The organism is Parabacteroides sp. AF21-43, assembly GCF_003635435.1.
Classification (GTDB): domain Bacteria; phylum Bacteroidota; class Bacteroidia; order Bacteroidales; family Tannerellaceae; genus Parabacteroides; species Parabacteroides distasonis.
Genome location: NZ_QTMG01000023.1, coordinates 1 through 25095, shown reverse-complemented (window position 1 = coordinate 25095; position 25095 = coordinate 1). Strand labels below are relative to the sequence as shown.

General features: G+C 49.3%; 20 protein-coding genes. 13 read left to right on the top strand and 7 right to left on the bottom strand.

All coding sequences use genetic code 11. The features are described 5' to 3' along the window. Positions 1-593: 593 nt before the first annotated feature. The 7 genes from DWX84_RS21495 to DWX84_RS15190 all read right to left on the bottom strand — a co-directional run bounded on the left by DWX84_RS21495 (position 594) and on the right by DWX84_RS15190 (position 10824). Entirely contained in the window at positions 594-755 is a 162-nt protein-coding gene (locus DWX84_RS21495; protein WP_008778049.1) for a hypothetical protein, read from the bottom strand. Between the two features lie 64 nt (positions 756-819). Continuing rightward, positions 820-3462, bottom strand: coding sequence for a DUF5916 domain-containing protein (locus DWX84_RS15215; protein WP_121961000.1), 2643 nt, complete (start codon positions 3460-3462; stop codon positions 820-822). Positions 3463-3694: 232 nt separating this feature from the next. Further along, positions 3695-5137 (bottom strand): efflux transporter outer membrane subunit, encoded by a 1443-nt coding sequence (locus DWX84_RS15210; protein WP_008774067.1) that lies wholly within the window; start codon positions 5135-5137, stop codon positions 3695-3697. After that, positions 5127-8285 (bottom strand): efflux RND transporter permease subunit, encoded by a 3159-nt coding sequence (locus tag DWX84_RS15205; protein WP_121961001.1) that lies wholly within the window; start codon positions 8283-8285, stop codon positions 5127-5129. Before DWX84_RS15205 ends, DWX84_RS15210 begins: the two co-directional genes overlap by 11 nt. Before the next feature lie 5 nt (positions 8286-8290). After that, complete coding sequence (locus tag DWX84_RS15200; protein WP_005865934.1) at positions 8291-9454, bottom strand: efflux RND transporter periplasmic adaptor subunit; 1164 nt, start codon at positions 9452-9454, stop codon at positions 8291-8293. Positions 9455-9544: 90 nt separating this feature from the next. Next, positions 9545-9925, bottom strand: coding sequence for a hypothetical protein (locus DWX84_RS15195; RefSeq protein ID WP_008774070.1), 381 nt, complete (start codon positions 9923-9925; stop codon positions 9545-9547). Positions 9926-10092: 167 nt separating this feature from the next. Further along, positions 10093-10824, bottom strand: coding sequence for a copper homeostasis protein CutC (locus DWX84_RS15190; protein ID WP_005861801.1), 732 nt, complete (start codon positions 10822-10824; stop codon positions 10093-10095). A 377-nt stretch (positions 10825-11201) separates the two neighbouring features. On the opposite strand from DWX84_RS15190, the gene atpD reads away from it, so the two are divergent. From atpD to thrC, 13 genes are all read left to right on the top strand, one after another. Beyond that, positions 11202-12719 carry a F0F1 ATP synthase subunit beta gene (atpD, locus tag DWX84_RS15185; RefSeq protein ID WP_008774072.1) on the top strand — a complete coding sequence of 506 codons (1518 nt, stop codon included), beginning with the start codon at positions 11202-11204 and terminating at the stop codon, positions 12717-12719. A gap of 5 nt (positions 12720-12724) precedes the next feature. Beyond that, the gene (gene atpC / locus DWX84_RS15180; protein ID WP_048928033.1) at positions 12725-12958 is read left to right on the top strand and encodes an ATP synthase F1 subunit epsilon; all 234 of its coding nucleotides are present in this window, start codon (positions 12725-12727) and stop codon (positions 12956-12958) included. Positions 12959-12970: 12 nt separating this feature from the next. Next, positions 12971-13402, top strand: a complete 432-nt coding sequence (locus DWX84_RS15175) for a hypothetical protein (RefSeq protein WP_008774073.1) — start codon at positions 12971-12973, stop codon at positions 13400-13402. Then, on the top strand, positions 13380-14429 hold the full coding sequence (atpB, locus tag DWX84_RS15170; protein ID WP_008774074.1) for a F0F1 ATP synthase subunit A: 1050 nt from the start codon (positions 13380-13382) through the stop codon (positions 14427-14429). The genes DWX84_RS15175 and atpB overlap by 23 nt, the downstream gene beginning before the upstream one ends. A 62-nt stretch (positions 14430-14491) precedes the next feature. Further along, positions 14492-14746 carry an ATP synthase F0 subunit C gene (atpE, locus tag DWX84_RS15165; protein ID WP_005861792.1) on the top strand — a complete coding sequence of 85 codons (255 nt, stop codon included), beginning with the start codon at positions 14492-14494 and terminating at the stop codon, positions 14744-14746. 14 nt (positions 14747-14760) lie between these two features. Then, on the top strand, positions 14761-15261 hold the full coding sequence (atpF, locus tag DWX84_RS15160; protein ID WP_005861790.1) for a F0F1 ATP synthase subunit B: 501 nt from the start codon (positions 14761-14763) through the stop codon (positions 15259-15261). A gap of 3 nt (positions 15262-15264) precedes the next feature. Further along, positions 15265-15807 (top strand): F0F1 ATP synthase subunit delta, encoded by a 543-nt coding sequence (locus DWX84_RS15155; RefSeq protein ID WP_009276567.1) that lies wholly within the window; start codon positions 15265-15267, stop codon positions 15805-15807. Between the two features lie 12 nt (positions 15808-15819). After that, entirely contained in the window at positions 15820-17397 is a 1578-nt protein-coding gene (gene atpA, locus DWX84_RS15150; RefSeq protein WP_005861786.1) for a F0F1 ATP synthase subunit alpha, read from the top strand. After that, entirely contained in the window at positions 17385-18248 is an 864-nt protein-coding gene (locus DWX84_RS15145) for a F0F1 ATP synthase subunit gamma (protein ID WP_005865919.1), read from the top strand. The genes atpA and DWX84_RS15145 overlap by 13 nt, the downstream gene beginning before the upstream one ends. A 155-nt stretch (positions 18249-18403) precedes the next feature. Beyond that, positions 18404-19369, top strand: a complete 966-nt coding sequence (locus DWX84_RS15140) for a DMT family transporter (protein ID WP_022192903.1) — start codon at positions 18404-18406, stop codon at positions 19367-19369. 282 nt (positions 19370-19651) lie between these two features. Next, positions 19652-22093: a bifunctional aspartate kinase/homoserine dehydrogenase I gene (gene thrA / locus DWX84_RS15135; protein WP_048928031.1), complete on the top strand. Its 2442-nt coding sequence runs from the start codon at positions 19652-19654 to the stop codon at positions 22091-22093. A 2-nt stretch (positions 22094-22095) separates the two neighbouring features. After that, entirely contained in the window at positions 22096-23304 is a 1209-nt protein-coding gene (locus DWX84_RS15130) for a cofactor-independent phosphoglycerate mutase (RefSeq protein ID WP_048928030.1), read from the top strand. Between the two features lie 3 nt (positions 23305-23307). Then, the gene (thrC, locus tag DWX84_RS15125) at positions 23308-24621 is read left to right on the top strand and encodes a threonine synthase (protein WP_005865913.1); all 1314 of its coding nucleotides are present in this window, start codon (positions 23308-23310) and stop codon (positions 24619-24621) included. Positions 24622-25095: the final 474 nt, after the last annotated feature.

Sequence of the window (25095 nt, the reverse complement as noted above, 5' to 3'; positions counted from 1 at the left end):
GGGGGGGGGGGGGGGGGGGGGTATTTTGCACACCATACAACGGAGAGAACGCTCCTAACACTAAAAGCACCGTTGCTAAGTAATATTTATTATTCATAAAACTAGATTTAAGTCTCTTTTGCACTTGAATTATACTATAGATTGTTTCGAAAACATCTCATCTAAATGAGATTACCCACACGCTATTCTATCCATCTCTCACCATACCTAAAATTTTAGATTTAATTTATTAAACATCAAGGTTAACTCGCCTCAAAATCTTGTTTGTATTGAGAAGCATTTTTTTCGGCTGCAAATATAAATAAAAACCACAAAAAAACAAACAACACGATCAGGATCAACAATCCGATCCCAATCCGCGGATAGTAATTACACCCACGAACAAATCTGGCAATTAAATAACGAGAAAAAACCGGCTTCACACTTTCAGAAAGAATATAGCAAGGTTCACCAAAGAAAAGGCGAACAAACACAAAAGTGAATACACACACATATTCCTCTATCATCTCAAGCTAAATTACACACAAATTAGTTGTATTTAAATTCAGACTTTGAAGTGAAATTAAGCCTACTCATCCTCTCATTTTTTCAATTCATATAATAATAGGATTATCGTCCGGAGACAGGTCTTGTAATTCCTTGGACTCTAAAAGTACAGGAAAATACTCACACAACATTCCCGCATTGATCTCTTTCAGTAAATACTTCTCATTCCCCCAATGCGGAAAGAAGCGATACCCCTGAATGATCGACATCGGAACAGGAGCAAAGCAATAATACGATGACTAATATACAATATTTCATATCCTATTTTCCATTTTACAAGTTGAACCAATAATTCATCTTAATCATGAACGTATTCGTAGCGGGGAGTCCCCACATACGATCCAGATTACTTCCCCAGCCGGGCGAGTACCAGTTATCCCGGTTGGACATCCGGTGTTCCCATACGAAATAAAGCGTGGAGCCGGGCAAGTATTCCCAGCGGGCTACCAAGTTGGAACGGAACTCGTTGAACCGGAAATCCGGGTTGTTGAAAGCCATCCGCCCCTCTCCCTCACCGAGCGTGTAGACACTATCCGCATACGTCAAATGATCCGGATCGATACGCAGGAAACGGTTCTCAAAGGTATGCGACTTCGTATCCGCCGCTAATTTAAAATCATCGTATTTAGCGATAGAGGTGAACGGGGCGCCATAGAATTGAATGGAAATATCGGGGGTCACGTTCACTTGTAATTTCAGCGTGAGACCATAGGTCTTCTGATCCATGTGGCCCATAACATAAGCAGGGGCAGAGCCACGTGCGCCAAGCGGATGCGTCGTAGCCACATATTGCATCTCATCCGTATTCCATGCGTAATCCAGTTGCCCGGACAAATAGACATGGTTTCCCAAGCGGAAGGTCAGGCTCGGCGAGATCGTATTGAAGCGATTTCCCTCGAAATTATGATCGCCCTCGTATTTGAGCATGAACATCATTCGTTTCGCCTTATCGGTATTGAACTTAGCGGAAGTTAAGAAATAAGAACCGAAGCGAACATCCGGTCCCCCTCGCAATAAGCGGCTATCCAGCCAATTCCAAGCGAAGGTTTCCTTGACATCCCATTCATACCGGTTCATCGTCATACTTTGCCAACGCAAGGAAGCGTTGTTGCTAAAAGGAGTACCGCCGTAATTCCACATATTCTTTTGGGACAGGGTAAAGGCGTTGTACCGGAATATCTTCCAGATATCGGTCTGCCGATACATGATCTCCGTCTCATTCATCAGATAATCCGTCTCCTTCATATATCCCATATCATTCAAGTCGAAACCGGGTGACGACCAAGTAAAGGTCTCCGAGAAGTTCCATTTGGCGTTTCCTTTCCGTCCCACTTTCACATAACCACCCGTTCCGGTCAGGGAGCGACGGGTAGGATCCACCCCCAGATAATCGGCGGAGGAAGCCCTTTGATAATAATGCGCCACGCTATTCTGCAAAGCCGTGATCGCCCCGGCGCTACCATGCAAGGAACTCAACATTCCCTTTACATCTATATAATAAAGGCGATTCTTGAAATACTGGGTAAAATCAATACCCGCCGTGAAAGCGTTACGCACCATAAAATCTTCCAGATAAGGCTGATCCAAGGCACGGTTTACCGAAGTCACCATACCGCCCAGCAAGGTATTCCCCTTCCAGTTCTTTTGCACACGGGCCACGGTATAGTTTGTCAAAGGCTCCACGACTTCCACATCCTCCACCCCATTACGGGTAACCTTGGAGGAGGAACGTGCCGTTACACTCTCGATCACTCCGATCGTCAAGCCCCGTTTATTCGTACCCGTCAGTTTCAAAGCACCAATAATCGGCACATTCTCTTTCGTCTCGGCATAACTACCTACGTTGTCTATACCCCGTGGCGTATAAGAGGGAGAGGCGCCGATCCTACGGGTATAAAACATCATATCGCTACCGTTCGCAAAATCCAAGATATGTTTTCCTTCCAAGAAGAAGGGGCGTTTCTCATCGTAAAACGTCTCGTAAGCCGTAAGGTTCATTACGGAGGGATCCAACTCCACTTGTCCGTAATCCGGATTGATCGTCATATCCAACGTATAATCCGAGAGGGCGAACTTAGCGTCCAAGCCCACGTTTCCTCCCCAGCTATGCCCTTTTTGATAAGGGCTGCCGTCTATCCGGGGTTCCTGCCTGTATTTACCCATTACATACGGCAAGAACTCGATGCCGCGAGGCTTGGGAACAGAGTCCATGCCGCTCATGTTTCCGAACGAAAAGACATGTCCGTTATTCTTCAAGGGGATCATGCTCCAATTTTGCACCTCGTTATTCCTACGGATGATACGGCGTACATGCAAGCCCCAAACGCCATCCTCCGATCGCTGGTTATAACGCAACTGGCTGAACGGGATACGCAGCTCGGCAGTCCAACTGGAATCCGCCCGATCAATATGCGTCCGGCCCTCCCAAACGGCGTTCCAGCTCTTATTGACATCCAACTTGTCGGTAACGATTAAATCGGTCTTATTCCCCCCCAGATTGATATTGAATTCCGGCGCCGCCCGATAATCATGGTAGGTATCGAAAGCGACACTGATCAAATCGCCCAGACTATTATCATCCCGGTTCCCGATAAAACGATTCATCTTATCCGGCACGGCGTCCTTACAATACACGCCTATATAGATATATTTATCATCATAGAAAAGTTTCACCCGGGTCGGAGATTGGGTGATCGCCCGCTCATAGGGGATAATCTGTACGAAACGATCCGACCATTCGCCTTGCTTCGTCCAAAAGTCCTCATCCAGCTTACCGTCGATCGTAGGTTTCACTCCCGATACTTTCCGAATATTATAGGTACGCTTATAAGCTTTCTCAAAAGGGACGATCGAATCTTGCTGGGCTTCGCACAACAACGAGATTCCTAAAAACACGAGTAGAGTCAGATATTTCATAATGGCCTAGACTATAAGATAACAATAAGCCTCAAAGATAAGCACTTCTTTTCAGAAAAGAACACATCTTCCTTAGATTTATCGCAACGAAGCCGAAGGCATACGATATCAAGTACTCACTGCACCCCGTTTTGCAGTATTACCGCGACGCACGTGCAGCGCTACTGCAACCCACGTGCAGTAACACTGCAATGCGGGTTGCAGTACAATAACAATAGCGTCACGATAAAAATCAACAACCGCCTCCCAACGCCCGGTATAGCAATATCTTCTTCCGGCATAAATCGGTGACGATATCGATATGCTCCAGCTCGCTATCCAGATAACGCTCCTCGGCGGAAAGAACCTCCAAGAAACCGGTATAGCTTAATTGGAACATCTCACCAGCATTCACCACGGAACGTTGGTGGGCAAGGGATTCTTTCTCTTTCAAGCGGATACGCTCCGTTTGGGTCTGGCTGGCGCAATAGAGATCGAGCACCTCGGTGTAAGCGTTCAAAGCGGTCTCGTGGTATTGGGATAAAGCGATACGCTGGGAAGCCTTCGCCTCGTTCCACATCGAACGGATCTCATTGCGACGGAAGATAGGAGCCGTGATACCCGCCGCCAAGTCGTACACCAAAGAGGCCGGCGAATGAAACCACTTACCCACATCAAACGCATTGAAACCACCACTGGCGCCAAGCACCAACGAGGGATAAAAAGCCGCCTTCGCCGCTATCACATCCGCCTTGGAGGCGATCAACCCCATCTCGGCGGAACGTACATCCGGACGCAATGTCAAGAGGTTCGCCGGAATCCCTTCCGACAAGGGAACCGGCAACTTACGCAACTCATCGAATCCCATCCGGCGAATCTCGAAGGGGAAAACACCCAACAGGCAGGCGATCGCCCGCTCCTTCTCACCGATCAACTGATCGTTTTCCAGCAACTTACTCTCGATCGACAACACACGGGCATAAAACTGATCGACCGCCAACTGCGTCTCCGCCCCTTCCTTCTTCAACTGGCGGGTCAGCTCATGGGAACGACGGGCACTGGCCAGCGCATTCCGCAACACCTCCTTACGCCGGTCCAAGCCGATCAACTCATAATATTGAATCGCCAAATCGGAGATCAACATCGACTGGGCAAAACGGGTAGCCTCCACGGAAGCCATCCAGCGAGCGGCGGCGGCCTGCTTCTTCCGGGTCAGTTTGCCCCAGATATCCGCTTCCCATTGAAAGCTCAAGCTCAAGCCGAAATCCCGGTAAGGGTCCGGTATATGCTTATCCTTTGGCAAGGAAGGCACGTTTGTCTCGCTATTCCCCACACCATCCATCGTATATTCACCGAAACGGTTCACGGAGGCTCCGATGTTCAAATTCACGTCCGGCAGCAAAAGCCCTTTCGCCCGTTGCAAGGCCGCACGGCTCATGGCGATGCGCTCCATGCTCTGCCGGAAGGAATGGTTATTGCGTAAAGCCACATCCACATAGCCTCGCAATAAGGTATCTTGGAAAAAGACATCCCACGACAGCGGTTTCACGAATGTAGTGTCGTTCATTCCCATCTCACCGGATTCCGGAAGCGAGATCCGCTCGTCCATCGATAGCTCGGGAGTCTTACAACCGGCCAAAGCAATCAGAGCCAAGGCGCAGCCTATCATTATATATCTCATCTTATTAATACACATACTCGTCTTCTTTAATTTGCTCTTTCTCTTTTCTCTTTTTAAAATAAGTAGCCAGCGACTCGAAGATCACGTAAAGCCCCGGGATCAAGAAGATACCGACAAACGTACCGATCAACATACCTCCGGCCGCCGCCGTACCGATCGAACGGTTCCCCAAGGCACCGGCTCCCGAGGCGATCGTCAACGGGATCAAGCCACTGATAAAAGCGAAGGAGGTCATCAAGATCGGGCGCAAACGACTGGTAGCCCCTTGAATAGCGGCCCCCATCACGCTGATACCTTCCTTACGGCACTGGTTCACCACCTCGATAATCAAGATCGCGTTCTTTCCCAGCAAACCAATCAACATCACCAACGCCACCTGCGCGTAGATGTTATTCTCCAGACCTACCACGTACAGCAAGAAGAACGAGCCGAACACACCCGCCGGAAGCGACAGGATGACTGGAAGCGGAAGCAATAAGCTCTCGTATTGGGCGGCAAGCAACAGATAGACGAATGCCAAACAAATAGCGAAAATTACCAACGTTTGCCCACCGGACTCTTTCTCCTCCTTCGCCACACCGGACCATTCGGTATCATAACCACGGGGCAATACCTCGGAAGCGATCTCCTCAACAGCCGCCAAAGCCTCACCCGAGCTGACACCCGGGGCGGCCTCGCCGGTAATCATGGCCGAGGTAAACAGGTTGTAACGGGTAATCTGGCTCGGGCCATACACACGCTCCATCGTCATGAAGTTAGAGTAAGGCACCATATTCCCCTCCTTATTCTTAGCATACAGGCTGAACAAATCCTCCGGATTCATACGATACTCCGGCGCCGCTTGCAACATGACCTTGTACATCTGGCCGAAACGGACGAAGTTGGAGGAGTAGAAGCTACCTACATAGGATTGCAAGGTTTCCATGGACTCGTTCACGTTGATGCCTAGCTTAGCCGCCTTCGCCAAATCCACCCGGAGCAGATATTGCGGGAAATTCGGGTTGAAGCCGGAAGTGACACCGGTCAGGCGAGGATCAGCGTTCAGCTTCGCCACGAAGTTCTTGGCGACCTCATCCAGCTCGGCGAACGTACCGGCGGTCTTATCTTGCAGACGAAGCTCGAAGCCGCTCGCGTTACCGAATCCCGGAACCGTAGGCGGTAGGAAGAACTGGATGTCCGCATCCTTGATATGGGCGACACGATCGGCGTATACGCTCATCAACTCCGCCGCTGTCTGCTCCCGTTGATCCCAAGGGGTCAGGTTAATCATACCCATACCGAAGCTGGCACCCTCCGTCTCGGTCATCAAGCTATAGCCGGCCAAGGTAGAGATCGTCTCCACCTCTTCCAACGGCAACAAAGCCGCTTGCACCTTGTTCAAGGCAGCTTCCGAACGCTCCAAGGTAGCTCCGGGAGGCGCATCTACGTTCACATAGATCATACCTTGGTCCTCGTTCGGGATAAAGCCAGAAGGCAACACGAACGTCATGCCCCACGTGGCCAGACAGAAAAGGATCAAGGTTGCGTACGTCAGCATCCGACGGTTCAAGAACCATCTTAAATTTAAGCGATAACGACGCTCCAAGAAATCATAACGGCGGTTAAAGCCCTCGAAGAAACGAGTCAGAAGGCCCTTCTTCGCCTTTTTCGAATGAGATACCGGCTTCAGTAACAAGGCGCAAAGAGCCGGAGACAACGTCAAGGCGTTCACGCCGGAGATCACGATCGCCACGGCAAGCGTCAACGAGAACTGGCGATAGAAGATACCCACCGTACCATCCATGAAACCGACCGGGATAAACACGGCGGACATCACCAGCGTAATAGCGATAATCGCCCCTCCGATCTCACCGATCGCCTTTTTCGTCGCCTTCAACGGGGGCAGCTTCTCGTTGTGCATCTTCACGTGGACCGCCTCCACCACCACGATCGCGTTATCCACCACGATACCGATAGCGAGCACCAAGGCGAACAAAGTCAGCATATTGATCGAGAAACCCAGCATCTGCATAAAGAAGAACGTACCGATCAACGATACCGGAACGGCGATAGCGGGTATCAACGTAGACCGGAAATCCTGCAAGAAAAGATACACCACGATAAATACCAAGATAAACGCCTCCAGCAAGGTCTTGAGCACGACCGATATGGAAGCGTCCAAGAAACGGGATACGTCGTACGAGATATTATATTCCATACCCGGGGCAAACGTCGTTTCCTTCAATTCCTCCATCTTCGCCTTGATCTGCTGGATCACCTCACGGGCGTTCGAGCCCGGACGCTGCTTGATCATGATAGAGGCCGAGGGCTTTCCGTCCGTCATGGAGATCATATTATAATCCTCGGAATCAAACTCGATCGTAGCCACGTCTTTCAGGCGAAGCACGGAACCGTCCGGCAGGGCTTTCAAGACGATCTCGCCATACTCCTCCGGCGTGCTGAACTTACCGCTATACTGCAAGACGTATTGCAATTGCTGCGGGATCTTGTCGGAACTGATACCCGTCTTACCCGGCGCCGCCTCGATATTCTGCGAGCGGATCGCCTCCGTAACCTCTTGCGGCGACATATTATAAGCCGCCAATCGGTTCGGGTTCAGCCATACACGCATCGCATAGTCGCGGCTACCCATGATCTCCACGAATCCCACGCCGTCGATGCGCTTCAACTCACGCAAGATATTGATATCGGCGAAATTATATACGAATTTCTCCGTATGGGTACTATCCGAGCTCATGATGTTCAGGTACATCAACATACTGTTCACCTCCTTCTCCGTGATCACGCCGGCACGGATCACCTCTTCCGGAAGCTCATCCAGCACGGTGGTCACACGGTTCTGCACATTCACGGAAGCTACGTCCGGGTCGGTACCGACCTTGAAATAGATCGTAGTCAAGGACATACCGTCGTTCGTACAAACAGAGGTCATATAGGTCATTCCGGGCACGCCGTTGATGGCACGCTCCAGCGGGGTCGCCACCGTTTTCGCCATCACGTCGGCGTTCGCTCCGGTATAACGGGCGGTAACGGTAACGGATGGGGGCACGATATCCGGAAATTGGGTGATCGGCAAGGAGTTGATCGCCAGCAATCCCAAGAAGACAATTACCACCGAGATCACGCCCGATAAGATAGGGCGTCTGATAAATATTTCAAACATAGGGCTTACTTATTATTCTCGATTTCGTTAGACGATTCCAATTGACGACGGATCGTGGCTCCATCTACCATATCGGGATTGATAGTCATGCCGTCCGTGATCATCTGAACACCCTCGTAGACGATAACGGTCTGGTCCGGCAAATCCTGTGTCACGTAATAAGAACCGTGGCGAGCCAACGGCTCGAAGCTGCGTACGCTCACCTTTCCATCTTCCGCTACTGTATATACATAGGTGAAATCCTGAATCTCGAAAGTGGATTGCTGGGGAACCAAGACCACGTTCTCCATCTTGGTCAGCATCCGGATCTTACCGGATACGCCATGTCGCAGCAAACGTTCCGGGTTCGCGAAACGGGCACGGAAAGCGATCGATCCGGTACCCCGCTCAAAGTCGCCCTCCACGGTCTCTACCTTCCCTTTATACCGATAGGTGGATTGGTCGGAAAGGATCAGTTCCAGATTATTATACTCCGGCTGGTCGATACCGCTCAACTGCGTCCGTTTATATTCCAGATACTCCTTCTCGTTGATCTTGAAATAAGCGAACATATCCGATACGTCCGTCAAGGAGGTCAATAAGCTGCTCGGCGTAACCAAACTTCCCACCTTAAAGGGGATGCGGTCCACGTATCCCTCGAAAGGAGCCGTGATCGTCGTGTACGAGAAATTAGTCTCCGCACGTTGCAAACGGGATTTGGCCTGTTGCACCTGCAAGCGTGCCACGTCCGCCTCGGCCATCGCCTGCTCCAGACGGATCGGCGAGATGATATCTTTCTCCACCAAACGCTTGATGCGGTCTACCTCTACCTCCGCCATCTTCAACTCGGCTTGGGCCTGTTTGTGATGGGCTTGCGCCTCTTTCACCTCCTCGTACAATTCCGCCGAGGAAAGCTTGAAAAGCACCTGCCCTTTCTTCACGTGCTCGCCCTCGTCCACGAGGACGGCCTCCACGAATCCTTCCACTTTAGGTTTCACCTCTACAAACTGTACGGCTTGTACATCCGCTACATACGACTGCGGCACCTCGATCGTGGTCGTGGTTAACCGCATCACCGGCGTATGATCTTTCTTCCCGGACTTTTTCTCCCGGTTTTGGCTACAAGATACCCATACACAAGCCGTTAAGCATAGTAAGGGTAAATAGTTAGAAAACAATTTTATCCTCATAAAACTTATAGATTTATAATTATTTGAATACGACGAAAAGCACATAGGCGAATCACCCCATGCGCGACAATAAGAAACAGGTAAGTTCTGCTAAATCAGATAGGAACAGAACCAAACGAAATTCTGTGCTTTGTGTAGGTTATAAAATAAAGGAAGCTTGGCGCATTGCCGTAGTTCCAAGGAATGAATTAATTCATGTAAATCCAGAATCGTAAACAAGTCCCATATCAAATCGATCTCCAAGGCTCGAATTTGCACTTGCTCCTGACGTACCGTTCGCAAGGAGGCGTTATCGTCAAAATCCAACAACACATCGGGTGCCTCTTTATCGACTATTTCCATCGAGGTAGTGGTAATATTCTCCGGAAAGAAATCGCTTCCAATGGAATAAAACTGTAACAGCACCAACATGATCATAAGCATGATACGCTGGTGAAGCCCAAAACGATTATTCACTGTTACATTTAGCATCTTTTATCTAATGGAGGCGCAAAGATAAACAATCTTTTTGGGAAGAAAAAACATTTCACCCGCATACGAGTATTGGTATCGCCCCACGCCGGTATAGGCATGAGGCGATGCCGGTATAGGCGTAGGGCTACACCAATACCGACACAGGCTCACGCCTATACCGGCACTTAAATATATGCTTTTACCTTCTCCCGATCCGTTTGCACCGTCTCGAATTCGGAGGACACGATACTGCTTCCCATCGGGACATTCTCATTGCGGTATTCCATTTTACTATATACGATACTTCGGGCGGACGTATGAAACTCTTTCGCTCCTGTCTCCGCCTCTATTTTCCCGATATTATTCTCACGTACGCCACATCCCGGCATGATGATGATCCGTCCGTCCGCACGTTTCACCAGCTCGGCGATCAAGGGGATTCCTTTCACGGCATCCGATTGCTGGCCGGAGGTCAAGATACGGTCGCATCCCAACTCGATTAGCTGCTCCAACGCAGTGAATGGGTCCCGGCAAACATCGAAAGCACGATGACAAGTTACGGACAGAGGTTTTGCCGCCTCGATCAAGCGCCGCATCAAGGGTACATCGATATCCCCGTCTTTCGTAAGACAGCCGAAAACGACGCCATGCACCTTTAGCTCCTTGCACAGTTCTATATCCAATAGCATGGATTGCACCTCGGCTTCCGTATACAAGAAATCACCGCCTCTCGGACGGATAATCACATTGATATCGATCTTGGAAGTCAGAGCCTTCGCCGTCTTGATCTCTCCATAACTAGGTGTAGTTCCCCCTTCGGGTATCCCGGCGCAAAGCTCTACACGGGTAGCGCCTCCCGCCTCCGCCTCCACACAGCTTTGAGCGGAGTTCGCACATATCTCAATAATTCGTTTCATGTTTATTTAGTATTGTTGACGTACAAAATTACATAAATATCACCACTTGCTCAACAGAACCACAAATAACTATCCGATACCATTAAAAACACCCCTATTATGGATTAACAAAATAAAACAGAACTATCACCTTTACTATCAAAAAGGCAGCAAATTCGTATCTCCTTATCTATCTATGCCTTAGAAATTTGACTATAGCTTTCTGATTCGTCCAAATAAGAAACAAATTGGTCTATTTCGGAACTATAGCTAAATAGTTTAAAGTTTAACTAATCTCAAAAAGACACAAAAAGTTCTATTTTCAAGGATCGAAACGCCATAAAACGTAATATTGCAACGACATTTTAATAGGTTAAGATAAATAACAAATAGGCTTTATGGGAGAAATAAAAGGCTATATCTCACAGGTTATCGGCCCGGTAGTGGATATCCACTTTGATTATGGGACAGAAGAAACAGTAACCCTCCCCCGTATCCACGACGCCATGGAGATTTCCCGCCCGAACGGAAAGATCTTGATCGTCGAAGTTCAGCAACACATCGGGGAAAACACCGTCCGTACCGTAGCGATGGATACGACCGACGGATTGAGACGAGGCATGGAGGCCATGTCATACGGAATGCCCATCACCATGCCGACCGGCGACCAAGTCAAAGGACGTTTAATGAATGTCACAGGCGACCCTATCGACGGCATGGCCCAGCTTACTAAAGACGGGGCTCTTCCCATCCATCGTGAGCCTCCTAAATTCGAGGATCTGACAACGACCCAAGAGGTCCTGTACACGGGTATTAAAGTAATCGATTTATTGGAACCTTACGCCAAAGGAGGTAAGATCGGACTTTTCGGAGGAGCCGGAGTGGGCAAAACGGTATTGATCATGGAATTGATCAACAACATCGCAAAGAAAAACAACGGATTCTCCGTCTTCGCCGGTGTGGGTGAACGTACACGTGAAGGAAATGACCTATTGCGTGAAATGATCCAATCCGGTGTCATCCGATACGGCGAGGAGTTTAAGAAGAGTATGGAGGCAGGTAACTGGGACTTGTCGAAGATCGATTACGATGAATTGGCTAAGTCGCAAGCTACCTTGGTATTCGGGCAGATGAACGAACCGCCGGGCGCCCGCTCGTCCGTGGCCTTATCCGGTTTGACGATCGCCGAATCCTTCCGTGACAAAGCCTCTGAGGGAGAAAGAAAAGATATATTATTCTTCATCGATAATATCTTCCGTTTCACCCAAGCCGGTTCCGAGGTTTCCGCCTTGCTGGGGCGTATGCCTTCCGCCGTAGGTTACCAACCGACATTGGCCACGGAAATGGGAGCTATGCAAGAGCGTATCACTTCAACCAAGAAGGGCTCCATCACCTCCGTACAGGCGGTGTATGTTCCTGCCGATGACTTGACGGACCCGGCTCCGGCGACTACCTTTACGCATTTGGACGCAACAACCGTCCTCAGCCGCAAGATCACGGAACTCGGTATCTATCCGGCCGTAGACCCGCTGGAATCTACATCCCGCATCCTTGATCCGCTGATCGTAGGCAAGGAGCATTACGACACAGCGCAACGGGTAAAACAAATCCTGCAACGGAACAAGGAACTTCAAGATATCATATCCATCCTCGGTATGGAAGAACTTTCCGACGAGGACAGGCTAACGGTCAACCGGGCCCGCCGTGTACAACGTTTTCTGTCCCAGCCCTTCTCCGTGGCGGAACAATTCACTGGCGTACCCGGTGTCATGGTCTCTATAGAGGATACGATCCGGGGATTCAAGATGATCATGGACGGGGAAACGGATGACATACCCGAACAGGCATTCTTAAACGTAGGAACCATCGAGGATGTCTTGGAGAAGGCCAAGCAGCTGAAAGAACAAGCAAATTAATCGATATGAAACTGGAAATTGTATCACCGGACGGCATTCTTTTCGAAGGCGAGACCGAATCTGTCTCATTCCCGGGAGTTGCCGGTTCATTCGATATCTTGCCTCATCACGCCCCATTGATAGCAGCGTTGAAGGCGGGTACGATCCGGTTCAAGGCAAACGGCAAAAGACAAGAACAAACGATACAAAGCGGATTCGTAGAGGTAAAAGACGACATCCTATCCGTTTGCGTCGAATAAAAACATACGACAATGAATGGCAGATTAAAAATGAGGTTAATGGGTTTGATCACGTTTATCAACGTGGCAATAGGCGTTTCATTGGGTGGTTTATTATATACCATCTGGCCGGAACACTATTTCTCGTGGTATCCGTCCATTCCCTTCTTTTACTGGGTCATGGCCATGGCGATGACTTTCTTCCTAGACCGGGTAAAAAGGAAAAACGGAGATGTGACCGTAACCATGTACATGCTAGTCCGGTTGTGTAAGTTCACGCTCGCTTTCGTCTTCTTATGGATGTACGCGGCGTTTGTCGGGCAACAATTAAAGACATTTGGTTTCACGTTGATGTTATTCTATTTCATTTACCTCGGACTGGAGACTTACATTTTATATCTGTTTGAAAAGAAAAGAATGAAAAGAGAGAAAAGGGAAAAGGATGATGAGTACAATCAAAGATAACAAATACATATGGATCGCTTTCTGGATGTGGCTCAGCTTTCTCACTCCGGCAAAAGCGGCGTCCGGCGAGATAGACGTGCAGGATATCGTCTTCTCCCACATTCAAGACGCCTATACATGGCATATCACGGAATGGAACGGACAAGAGATTGCGATTCCCCTGCCTATCTTGGTAAAAAGCGAGGAAAGAGGATGGGATTTATTCCTGTCATCCCATCTACATCAAGGCCGGACGCATCACAATTATTATATCGCCGGGGAAGGTGAGCATGCGGGAAAGGTTGTTGAGAAGAACAGTGCCGGAGAAGAGGTTCGCCCGATGGATTTCTCATTGACCAAGAATGTTTGCGGACTGTTCCTCAGTTGCGGTCTCTTGCTTTTCATCGTTCTCCGAACCGCCCATTGGTATAAAAAGCACCCGAACGAGGCGCCGGGCGGATTTATCGGATTGATGGAAATGGCCATCTCCTACATACAAGACGGGGTGATCAAAGAGGCGATCGGAAAAGAATATAAGCCGTTCTCGTCCTATTTGCTGACGGTATTTTTCTTTATCTTGATCAACAACCTGATCGGAATCATACCTATTTTCCCGGGAGGCGCTAATATTACGGGAAATATAGCGGTAACAGGCGTATTGGCACTTTGTACGTTTATAGCGGTCAACCTGTTCGCCACGAAAGCGTACTGGAAAGAGATCTTTTGGCCCAAAGCGCCGATCTACTTGAAACTGCCCTTGCCGATCATGCCGTTCGTGGAGTTCTTCGGGGTATTCACCAAGCCGTTCGCGTTGATGATCCGTCTGTTCGCCAACATCATGGCGGGCCATACGATTATCTTGGCGCTAACCTGTTTGATATTCATAACGGCAACCATGGGAGTAGCCGTGAATTTCGGTATGACGATCGTATCCGTCTTGTTCTGTGCGTTCATGAACTGTCTGGAATTGTTAGTGGCTTGCTTGCAAGCTTATATTTTCACCCTGCTGTCGGCCAACTATATCGGATTGGCCAAGGTAAGGGAATAAATCCAAAGAAATTAAGGTATTAGAATTATATTATTAAGGTTACTAATTTAAAATTAAACACTATGTTATCGACTATTTTATTACAAGCGGCAGCCGGGATGGGCGTAGCGAAGATGGGAGCCACTATAGGAGCGGGATTCGCCGCCATAGGTGCAGGTATCGGAATCGGATTGATCGGTAAAGGTGCCGTTGAAGCTATTGGACGCCAGCCGTCGGCCGCAGGAGAGATCCGTACCTCGATGTTGATTATGGGAGCGTTGGTAGAAGGTGTGGCATTGTTCGCTATTGTCGTATGTTTCTTAGCGTTGTTCCAATAAAAAAGTAACAAACTATGTCTTTATTAACACCGGATTCAGGGCTTCTATTCTGGATGATCGTTTCATTCGGGATTGTCTTCGTGATCCTTTCCAAATACGGTTTTCCCGTGATCGTCAAGGCAATCGAACAACGGAAAGCTTACATTGACAATTCCTTAGAGACGGCACGTCAGGCGAATGAGCGACTTGCCCATATCCAAGCCGAGGGCGAGAAGATGCTAGCCGAGGCCAAGGAAAAGCAAAACGCCGTCCTGAAGGAAGCCTTTGCCGAAAAGGAGCGGATCATCGAGGAGGCACGGAAAAAGGCCGTCTCCGAGGCACATCTGCAGATAGAGGAGGCTACCCGGCGTATCCGCGAAGAAAAAGAGAAAGCTATTCGCGAAGTCCGCTCGGAGATAGCGGATCTGTCTATCGCTATCGCAGAGAAAGTAATGAAAGAGAAAATCGGCCGGGATAAGGAACAACAACAGATGATCGACCGGCTGCTGGATGAGGTATCGTTTAGTAAATCGTAAGGTATGGATATAGGAACTATTTCTTCCCGGTATGCCAAAGCGCTTTTCTCCCTAGCGAAAGACAAGGAACAGGAAAGCCGGGTATATGATGATATGAAGATGTTGGCGGACAGCTTCTCGATGGAGCCGGAGCTTAGGGGTGCCTTGAGCAACCCGATCGTTTCCGTACCGGAGAAAGTGAAATTGCTTACGGCGGCGGGGGGTATCGAGGTATGCGAGCTATATACACGTTTTATCAATCTGGTATTAGCCCATAAACGGGAGACACTACTGCCCTTCATCGCATACATTTATATCCATTTGTACCGGAAAGAGAAGAAGATTACCCGGGTACGATTCGACACAGCCGTAACGGTAGACGATGCGGTCAAGTCTCACCTGCAAGACAAGCTGCGGAAAGAGACGGGATGCACGATCGAGTTCTCCGGCCACGTGGAACCGGAACTAATCGGGGGCTTCCGCCTACGCATCGGCAATTACCGGATAGACGCCAGCTATGCGACGCAACTACGGGATATCCGTACCGGGCTACTCGAAAACAGATAAAAAAGAAGAAGTATGACAGAACAGATAAAAGTGAGTGAAGTCTCCTCCATCCTGCGCCAGCAATTGGAAGGAATCCATACCAGCATCAAGCTGGAGGAGGTCGGGACCGTATTGCAGGTGAGTGACGGCGTGGCCCGCATCTACGGGCTGGATAATGCGGAGGCGAACGAGTTGCTTCAATTCGATAACGGGATGGAAGCGATCGTGATGAACTTGGAGGAAGATAATGTAGGCGCCGTCCTTTTAGGTCCGACCGACCAAATCAAGGAGGGCGACACCGTAAAACGCACGGGCCGTATCGCCTCTATCGATGTCAGCGAGGGGATGATCGGGCGTGTGATCGATCCGTTGGGAAACCCGATCGACGGGAAAGGCGAGATCCTTGGCGAGACTTGCGAGATGCCGCTTGAGCGCAAGGCTCCGGGCGTGATCTTCCGTCAGCCGGTAAACGAGCCTTTGCAAACCGGTATCAAGGCCGTAGACGCTATGATCCCTATCGGAAGGGGACAACGTGAGTTGATCATCGGCGACCGGCAGACGGGAAAGACCTCGATCGCTATCGATACCATCATCAACCAACGTAGCAACTACGAGGCAGGGAACCCGGTTTACTGTATTTACGTGGCGATCGGGCAAAAGGGTTCCACGGTAGCGGCCTTGGTGAACACCTTGCAAGAGAAAGGCGCCATGGACTATACGATTGTCGTAAGTGCGACCGCCTCCGACCCGGCAGCCATGCAATATTTCGCCCCGTTCGCCGGAGCGGCCATCGGAGAGTACTTCCGGGATAGCGGACGACACGCCTTGGTGGTCTACGACGATCTGTCCAAGCAAGCGGTCGCCTACCGTGAGGTTTCCTTGATCCTTCGCCGCCCTTCCGGGCGTGAGGCGTACCCGGGTGATATCTTTTACCTGCACTCCCGCCTATTGGAACGTGCCGCCAAGATCATCAACCAGCCGGAGGTAGCCCGTGAGATGAACGATCTCCCCGAAAGCATGAGAGACAAGGTGAAAGGCGGTGGCTCCTTGACCGCTTTACCGATCATCGAGACGCAGGCGGGAGACGTATCGGCTTATATCCCGACCAACGTGATCTCTATCACCGACGGACAGATATTCCTTGAGACCGATTTATTCAACCAAGGGAACCGCCCGGCTATCAACGTCGGAATCTCTGTTTCCCGTGTAGGCGGTAACGCGCAATTAAAGGCGATGAAAAAGGTAGCGGGTACCTTGAAAATCGATCAGGCTCAGTTCCGTGAATTGGAATCATTCTCCAAGTTCGGGGGCGAGATGGATGCCGTCACCGCTTTCACGATCGATAAGGGGCAGAAGAATACCCAGTTACTGATACAGCCTCAATATAGCCCGATGCCGGTGGAAGAGCAAATCTCGATCCTTTATTGCGGAACGCAAGGTCTGCTGAAAGAGGTTCCATTGGACAAGGTGCATGAGTTCGAGGCAAGGTTCTTGCAAGAATTACGGACTTCTCATCAACGGGACGTACTGGATGTCTTAAAGACCGGCGTTATCAATGATGAGATACGAGGCATATTGGAAAAAACAGCGAAGGAGCTATGGGTTCATTGAAAGAAATAAAAGTCCGGATCGCCTCTATACGGAGTACGCAGAAGATCACCGCCGCCATGAAAATGGTATCGTCGGCCAAGTTTCATCATGCCCAGACGCAAACCGAGCACACACTTACATATGCTAATAAACTATCCGCTATCTTAAACGGTCTTCTTTCGGCGGAATGCGACCTAGACTCACCTTACACCGAACAGCGTAAGGTGAGCAAGGTGGCTATCGCCGTATTCGCCTCGAGCACGGGTTTATGCGGGACATTCAATGCCAATATATGGAAAGAGTTATCCGCCACGATCCAGACTTATAAGAACCAGCAAATAGAGGTAGGCCTCTACCCTATCGGCAAGAAAATAGCGGATGAGCTTCATAAAGCGGGGTATAGCTTCGACACTGATTTCGTCACGATCGGCGAAAAGCCGTCTTATGAAAGCGCCGTATCCTTGGCGAACCGTCTCATGGAGCTGTTCGTCACGGGTAAAGCGGACCGGGTGGAATTACTGTATCACCATTTCAAGAACATGGCGACACAAGTCGTAACCCACAAGACGTATCTTCCCCTTTCCCTCTCGGATACGGAAGCGGCGGAAACGGCCACCGACTACATCCTTGAGCCCTCGGCGGAAGAGTTGCGTAACCGGCTTTTCCCGAAATTGCTGAACCTAACCATCTATACGATCCTACTCGACACCTCGACCGCCGAGCACGCCGCCCGTATGATGGCTATGCAGACCGCCAACGACAACGCGAACGATTTAATCCAACAATTAACTTTGCAATATAATAAAACCCGCCAGCAAGCCATCACCAACGAATTGCTGGATATCATGGGAGGAGCGGCCGTTTCATCGTAATAAAAACGGGATGCATCCTTGACTAAACAGACAATGATCCGTATGTAAAACACTTTACTAACGGATCATTTCTTATTTACAAAAAAAAGTAAGACCTTTGCTCACCAAAACATAAGCCTGTATACATTATATTATACCAATCTAGGATCGTACTCATGATGAATCAAGAAAAGCTAAAAGGGCATCTCCTTATTTTAGCGGCCAACATCCTGTTCGCCATTAATATGCCCGTATCCAAATATCTACTCCCCGAGCATGTGCAACCCGAGGCGTTAACCAGTATGCGGATGAGCTTCGCTTGCGTGATGTTCTGGATCACCTCCCTATTCGTTCCCTATGAGAAAGTGCCGTTGAAGGACTTGGGACTTCTATGCCTTTGCGCCCTTTGCGGAGTAGGCTTGAACCAAGGGCTGTTTATCTGGGGATTGAATACCACGTCGCCGGTAGACGCTTCCATCATAGCGACCGCCGTCCCCATCTTTGTCATGATCTTGGCGGCCCTGATCCTAAAGGAACCTATCACACGGATGAAAACGTTCGGGGTACTGCTTGGTATATGCGGGGCGATCTCCTTAATACTACAATCCACGCAAGGTTCCAATCAAGCGAGCAGTCTAGGGGGAAACCTCTTGATTACGGTTAGCGGATTCATGTACTCGATCTATTTGGTAGTATCCAAGCCACTAACACTCAAGTACTCATCCGTCACGATGATGAAATGGATGTTCCTGTTCTCCACGCTGATTACCCTGCCTTTCGCTATCGAATCCATCTGGAATACCCCGGCTTTCCATAAAGAGGTCTTCGACGGCCAAGAGCTGGGAGCCATTTTCTTCGTATTATTCGGGGCCACGTTCATACCCTATTTATTAATACCGCTGGCCTTAAAGCGAATCCGCCCGACTACCGTCAGCATGTACAATTATATCCAACCGATCGTAGCTTCCTTTATCGCCGTATTCATCGGTCAGGATAGTTTTAGCGTAACGAAACTAGTATCGGCCGCACTTGTTTTCTCCGGCGTCTATTTAGTGACCCAAAGCAAGAGCCGGGCGGACCTTGAACAACAAAATAGTCAATCTTTTAGCAAAAACGCTTGCAATATGAAAAATAATGCGTAATATTGCCCCCATAATATAAAAGAATAAGTAGCATACAAAATCAATGATGAGTGTAGAGTCCTCATATTATACATGGGCATTGATGACCCCTTGGGGGGTTAGAATCTATTAATAAGCATTCGCGTAGACCACGTCACGCTATGTCGCAATCTCGTATTGCATCCTTTTTTATTTCTCCTTTTACATAAATAAGTTTAATCAATCAGTTATTGTCGGTTGTTAATCATGAAAAAGCCTTTTCTTGATTGTCAATCCTCGATGAACCATTAAAAATACATATCGATGAAAGTATTAAAATTCGGCGGAACATCCGTAGGTTCCGTGAATAGTATCTTAAGTGTAAAGAAAATAGTAGAGGCTATCGAAGAGCCCGTAATCGTGGTTGTCTCCGCCTTAGGGGGCATCACCGATAAATTACTGGCCACTTCTACCATGGCTTCTAAAGGCGACCTTGCCTACGAGAAAGAATTATCGGAGATCATCGCCCGCCATCTGGACGTGATCGAGGGAGTGATAGAGGACAAGGAGGTACGCATGGATGTCCAGAAGAAAGTGATGGCTTTACTGGATGAATTGAGCAATATTTTCAAAGGTGTTTATTTGATTAACGATTTATCCACCAAGACATCCGATACGATCGTAAGTTATGGCGAGCGCCTATCTTCCTTGATCGTCTCGAACGTGATCAAGGACGCTAAGTTGTTCGACTCACGCAAATATATCAAGACAGTCAAGCAATTCAACAAGCATATCGTGGATTTCGACTTGACCAACAAGCTCATAAAAGAGACCTTCTCGCCGCTGCCCAAGGTTTCCTTGGTGCCCGGATTCATCTCTTCCAGCACGGAAACCGGAGAGGTTACGAACCTCGGACGAGGGGGATCGGATTATACCGCCTCCATCTTGGCGACCGCCTTAGACGCTAACACCTTGGAGATATGGACGGACGTGGATGGTTTCATGACCGCTGATCCCCGTGTGATCAGCTCCGCCTACGTAATCGACCGGCTTACTTTCACGGAGGCGATGGAGTTGTGTAACTTCGGGGCGAAAGTAATCTATCCGCCGACGATCTATCCGGTTTATCATAAGAATATCCCGATCCGTATCTTGAATACCTTCAACCCGACCGCTCCCGGAACCTATATCTCGAAAGAGCGGGTGAAAGAGGAAGGCAAGGCCATCATCAAGGGTATCTCCTCCATCAACGATACCTGCTTGATCACGGTACAAGGTTTAGGTATGGTGGGCGTGATCGGCGTGAACTACCGGATCTTTAAGACGCTCGCCAAGAATGGCATCAGCGTATTCATGGTATCGCAGGCCAGCTCCGAGAATAATACGACTTTCGCCGTACGTAACGCCGACGCTGATTTGGCCGTACAAGTATTGAACGACGAGTTCGCCTTGGAACGTGCGCAGGGTGATATGAACGATACCGTAGCGGAGAAAGATCTGGCTACCGTCGCTATCGTAGGCGAGAACATGAAACGTACCCCGGGTATCGCCGGGAAGCTGTTCGGTACGCTGGGACGTGCGGGCATCAGCGTGATCGCTTGCGCCCAAGGCGCTTCCGAGACGAATATCTCTTTCGTTATCAAGCATAAATACCTTCGCAAGGCGTTGAACTCCATTCATGACTCTTTTTTCCTATCCGAATATAAGGTATTGAACCTTTTCATCGCCGGTGTAGGAACCGTAGGCGGCAATTTATTGGAACAGATACGCATCCAGCAACCGAAACTGATGCGGCAAAACGGTTTGAAGCTGAATGTCGTAGGTATCTCAAACTCCAAGAAAGCCCTTTTATGCCGGGAAGGGATCAACCTCGACAATTATCTGGAGGAGCTGAAGGAGAACGGGGAAGAGAGTAACCCGGAACATCTATGCGAGGAGATCGTAAAGATGAATATCTTCAACTCCGTATTCGTGGACTGTACGGCAAGCCCGGACGTGGCGGCTCTTTACGAGACGTTGATGAACAATAACGTATCCGTCGTGGCGGCTAATAAAGAAGCGGCTTCCTCCTCTTACGATAATTATACCAAGCTAAAGGAGACCGCCCGCCACCGCGACATCAAGTTCTTGTTCGAGACGAACGTAGGCGCCGGCCTCCCGATCATCAATACGATGAACGACTTGATCAATAGCGGCGACCATATATTGAAACTGGAGGCCGTACTTTCCGGTACGCTGAATTATATCTTTAATACGATCAGCGCCGATATCCCTTTCAGCGAAGCGATCCATATGGCAAAGGAAGCCGGATACGCCGAGCCGGACCCACGTATCGACCTTAGCGGCAAAGACGTAATCCGTAAGCTGGTTATCTTGGCCCGTGAGGCCGGTTATCCGGTGGAGCAAGCCGACGTAAAACGGAACCTGTTCATCCCGGAAAAGTACTTCGAGGGTTCCCTTGAGGACTTCTGGAAGAATATCAAGGATACAGATGCCGGTTTCGAGGAGAAACGCCAGCAACTGGAAGCGGAAGGCAAACGCTTCCGTTTCGTGGCGAAGATGGAGAACGGCGCTTGCGAGGTAGGCCTACAAGCCGTAGACAGCCACCATCCGTTCTATGAACTGGAGGGCAGCAACAATATTATCATGATCTCCACCGAGAGATATCATGAATATCCAATGATCATCAAGGGATATGGTGCCGGAGCCGACGTGACAGCCGCAGGCGTATTCGCCGACATCATATCCATTGCTAATATTCGATAGGTATGAAGCACATTATCATTTTAGGCGATGGAATGGCCGACGAGCCGATAGAGGCTCTGGGAGGCAAGACCCCGATGCAATACGCCAAGACTCCTTATATGGATAAATTGGCGGAACTGGGAGTAACCGGGCAGATGAAAACCGTAGCGGATGGTTTCCATCCCGGTAGCGAGGTCGCGAACATGGCGGTATTAGGCTATGACCTGCCCTCCGTATACGAGGGACGGGGTGTATTGGAAGCCGCCAGTATAGGCGTCGCCCTGCAACCCGGCGAGATGGCGATGCGTTGTAACTTAATCTGCGTAGAAGGCGACATCTTGAAGAATCACTCTTCCGGCCATATCTCCACGGAGGAAGCGGACGAGTTGATCCAATGCCTGAACGAGCGATTAGGCTTCGACCGTGTCAAGTTCTATACGGGTGTCTCCTACCGCCACCTATTGGTAATCAAAGGAGGCGATAAGCGTCTGGATTGCACGCCACCACACGACGTACCCCTCCATCCTTTCCGGCCTTTAATGATAAAACCGGAAGTTCCGGAAGCACGAGAGACCGCCGATTTATTAAACGAATTAATCCTCAAGTCCCAAGAGATCTTAAAGGATCACCCGGTGAACCTCAAACGTATGGCAGCGGGGAAAGATCCGGCGAACAGTATCTGGCCTTGGTCTCCGGGCTACCGTCCGGCCATGCGAACGATGCGGGAGATGTACGGCTTCGGGAAAGGTTCCGTGATCTCCGCCGTCGATCTCATCCGGGGAATCGGCGTTTACGCCGGCCTCGAGGTGCTTCACGTAGAGGGAGCTACCGGATTATACGACACGAACTACGAGGGAAAAGCGCACGCCGCCCTTGAGGCCCTCAAGACAAACGACTTCGTCTACCTGCATATCGAGGCAAGCGACGAGGCCGGGCATGAGGGAGACGTAGACCTAAAGATCAAGACGATAGAGTATCTGGACAACCGTGCCGTACGTATCATCTACGAGGAAACGCAAAAATGGGACGAGCCGGTAGCGATCGCTATCCTTCCGGACCACCCCACTCCTTGCTCCATACGTACGCATACAAATACCCCGGTTCCATTCCTGATTTACAAGCCGGGCGAGCAACCCGACTCCGTTACCACATTTGATGAGTTCTCCGTATCAAACGGCAAATATGGCATACTGGAAAAAGATCAATTTATAAAAGAATTTCTAAACGATTAGAGCATGAAATATTACAGCACAAACAAACAAGCCCCTGTAGCCAGCCTAGAAGAGGCCGTCGTAAAAGGTCTGGCCGGCGATAAGGGATTATATATGCCCGAGTATATTGACTCCTTGGACGAGGAGGTGATAGCCAACATGAAGAACCAGTCCTTCCACGAGATCGCCTGCACAGTAGCTCAGATGTTCTTCGGGGAAGACATCGAGCCGGAGGTATTGGACGGTATCGTAAAAGATACGCTCTCCTTCGAGACCCCGGTGGTACCCGTAAAGGGTAATATCTATAGCTTAGAGTTATTTCACGGGCCTACATTGGCCTTTAAGGATGTAGGAGGGCGCTTCATGGCTCGTCTGCTCGGTTATTTCATAAAGAAAGAGGGATTGAAGCAAGTAAACGTATTGGTAGCTACTTCCGGCGATACGGGAAGCGCCGTCGCCAACGGATTCCTAGGCGTTCCGGGCATTCACGTGTATGTGCTTTATCCCAAGGGAAAGGTCAGCCCGATACAGGAATGCCAGTTCACGACATTAGGACAGAACATCACGGCATTGGAGATAGACGGCACGTTCGACGATTGCCAAGCGCTGGTTAAATCCGCCTTTATGGACGAGGAATTAAACCGTCATATGAAACTGACCTCGGCGAACTCCATCAACGTAGCCCGTTTCTTGCCCCAATCGTTCTACTATTTCAACGCTTACGCTCAGCTGGACAAGCAGGGAAAAGCGGACGAGCTGGTCGTTTGCGTGCCGAGCGGTAATTTCGGAAACATCACCGCCGGATTGTTCGCCTATTGGATGGGGCTCCCTATCAAACGTTTCGTAGCGGCAAACAACCGTAACGACGTATTCTTGGAATACCTGAATACAGGAACTTATACACCCCGCCCATCAGTCGCCACCCTAGCGAACGCCATGGATGTAGGCGATCCGAGTAATTTCGCCCGTATCATCGACCTATTCGGCGCATTCAATGATCCCCATAAAGAAATATGCGCACTGATCTCCGGACATCGCTATACGGACGAGGAAATCGCCTCTACGATGCGAGCCGTCTATAAAGAGACGGGATATATCCTCGACCCACACGGAGCCTGTGGCTACCAAGGATTACTAGACAGCGACCTAAGCGAGACCGAGACGGGTCTATTCCTCGAGACCGCCCATCCCGCCAAATTCAAAGGAACGGTCGATAAGATATTGGAGGCAGATATCGAGATCCCGGCGAAACTGAAAGCCTTCATGGAAGGAACCAAGCAAAGCATCGAGCTGGCAAAAGATTTCGAGGGATTCAAATCTTTCTTGATGAGCCGGTAAAAAGAAGAATAGTTTTCGTAATTGATATAAAATGGAAGGTGTAGCAAATTGATATTATCGATATTTGCCACACCTTCCATTTTTATCACCTAGGACATACAAAAACAGGCGAGAATTTCAAAAAGAAATTCCGTAAGCAAGCTTTTCTTCCGAAAAGTCATGTTATTAAATTCGATTAATTATAAGCCAAATGTATAATTATTGGAGAAATAGAGTTTTTATAGGATCAGTCGATAATTGGTGGGGATAATTATTTTCATCTATTTAAAATCTCTAGCTTTGCTCTATGGAAACGAATCAACTTTATACATTAGCTCAGAAAGTACTACCAAGTGCAGTTCTTACGTATTTTAATATCGTCAACATAGAAAGCACATCCACCGAGATTTTCATCCATCTTGATGAAAAGATGAGTGACAGTCTTAATATACATTAACCGCCTCTCCCCCCGATGGTTATCGGGAAATGGCAGAG

Coding starts and splice junctions, on each gene's coding strand:
- DWX84_RS15215 (WP_121961000.1), bottom strand. CDS start 3,462: ATGAAATATCTGACTCTACTCGTGTTTTTAGGAATCTCGTTGTTGTGC.
- atpF (WP_005861790.1), top strand. CDS start 14,761: ATGTCTTTATTAACACCGGATTCAGGGCTTCTATTCTGGATGATCGTT.
- DWX84_RS15140 (WP_022192903.1), top strand. CDS start 18,404: ATGATGAATCAAGAAAAGCTAAAAGGGCATCTCCTTATTTTAGCGGCC.
- atpC (WP_048928033.1), top strand. CDS start 12,725: ATGAAACTGGAAATTGTATCACCGGACGGCATTCTTTTCGAAGGCGAG.
- DWX84_RS15210 (WP_008774067.1), bottom strand. CDS start 5,137: ATGTGTATTAATAAGATGAGATATATAATGATAGGCTGCGCCTTGGCT.
- atpA (WP_005861786.1), top strand. CDS start 15,820: ATGACAGAACAGATAAAAGTGAGTGAAGTCTCCTCCATCCTGCGCCAG.
- DWX84_RS15145 (WP_005865919.1), top strand. CDS start 17,385: ATGGGTTCATTGAAAGAAATAAAAGTCCGGATCGCCTCTATACGGAGT.
- DWX84_RS15195 (WP_008774070.1), bottom strand. CDS start 9,925: ATGCTAAATGTAACAGTGAATAATCGTTTTGGGCTTCACCAGCGTATC.
- DWX84_RS21495 (WP_008778049.1), bottom strand. CDS start 755: ATGTCGATCATTCAGGGGTATCGCTTCTTTCCGCATTGGGGGAATGAG.
- DWX84_RS15190 (WP_005861801.1), bottom strand. CDS start 10,824: ATGAAACGAATTATTGAGATATGTGCGAACTCCGCTCAAAGCTGTGTG.
- DWX84_RS15175 (WP_008774073.1), top strand. CDS start 12,971: ATGAATGGCAGATTAAAAATGAGGTTAATGGGTTTGATCACGTTTATC.
- thrA (WP_048928031.1), top strand. CDS start 19,652: ATGAAAGTATTAAAATTCGGCGGAACATCCGTAGGTTCCGTGAATAGT.
- atpD (WP_008774072.1), top strand. CDS start 11,202: ATGGGAGAAATAAAAGGCTATATCTCACAGGTTATCGGCCCGGTAGTG.
- DWX84_RS15130 (WP_048928030.1), top strand. CDS start 22,096: ATGAAGCACATTATCATTTTAGGCGATGGAATGGCCGACGAGCCGATA.
- DWX84_RS15155 (WP_009276567.1), top strand. CDS start 15,265: ATGGATATAGGAACTATTTCTTCCCGGTATGCCAAAGCGCTTTTCTCC.
- DWX84_RS15205 (WP_121961001.1), bottom strand. CDS start 8,285: ATGTTTGAAATATTTATCAGACGCCCTATCTTATCGGGCGTGATCTCG.
- atpB (WP_008774074.1), top strand. CDS start 13,380: ATGATGAGTACAATCAAAGATAACAAATACATATGGATCGCTTTCTGG.
- atpE (WP_005861792.1), top strand. CDS start 14,492: ATGTTATCGACTATTTTATTACAAGCGGCAGCCGGGATGGGCGTAGCG.
- DWX84_RS15200 (WP_005865934.1), bottom strand. CDS start 9,454: ATGAGGATAAAATTGTTTTCTAACTATTTACCCTTACTATGCTTAACG.
- thrC (WP_005865913.1), top strand. CDS start 23,308: ATGAAATATTACAGCACAAACAAACAAGCCCCTGTAGCCAGCCTAGAA.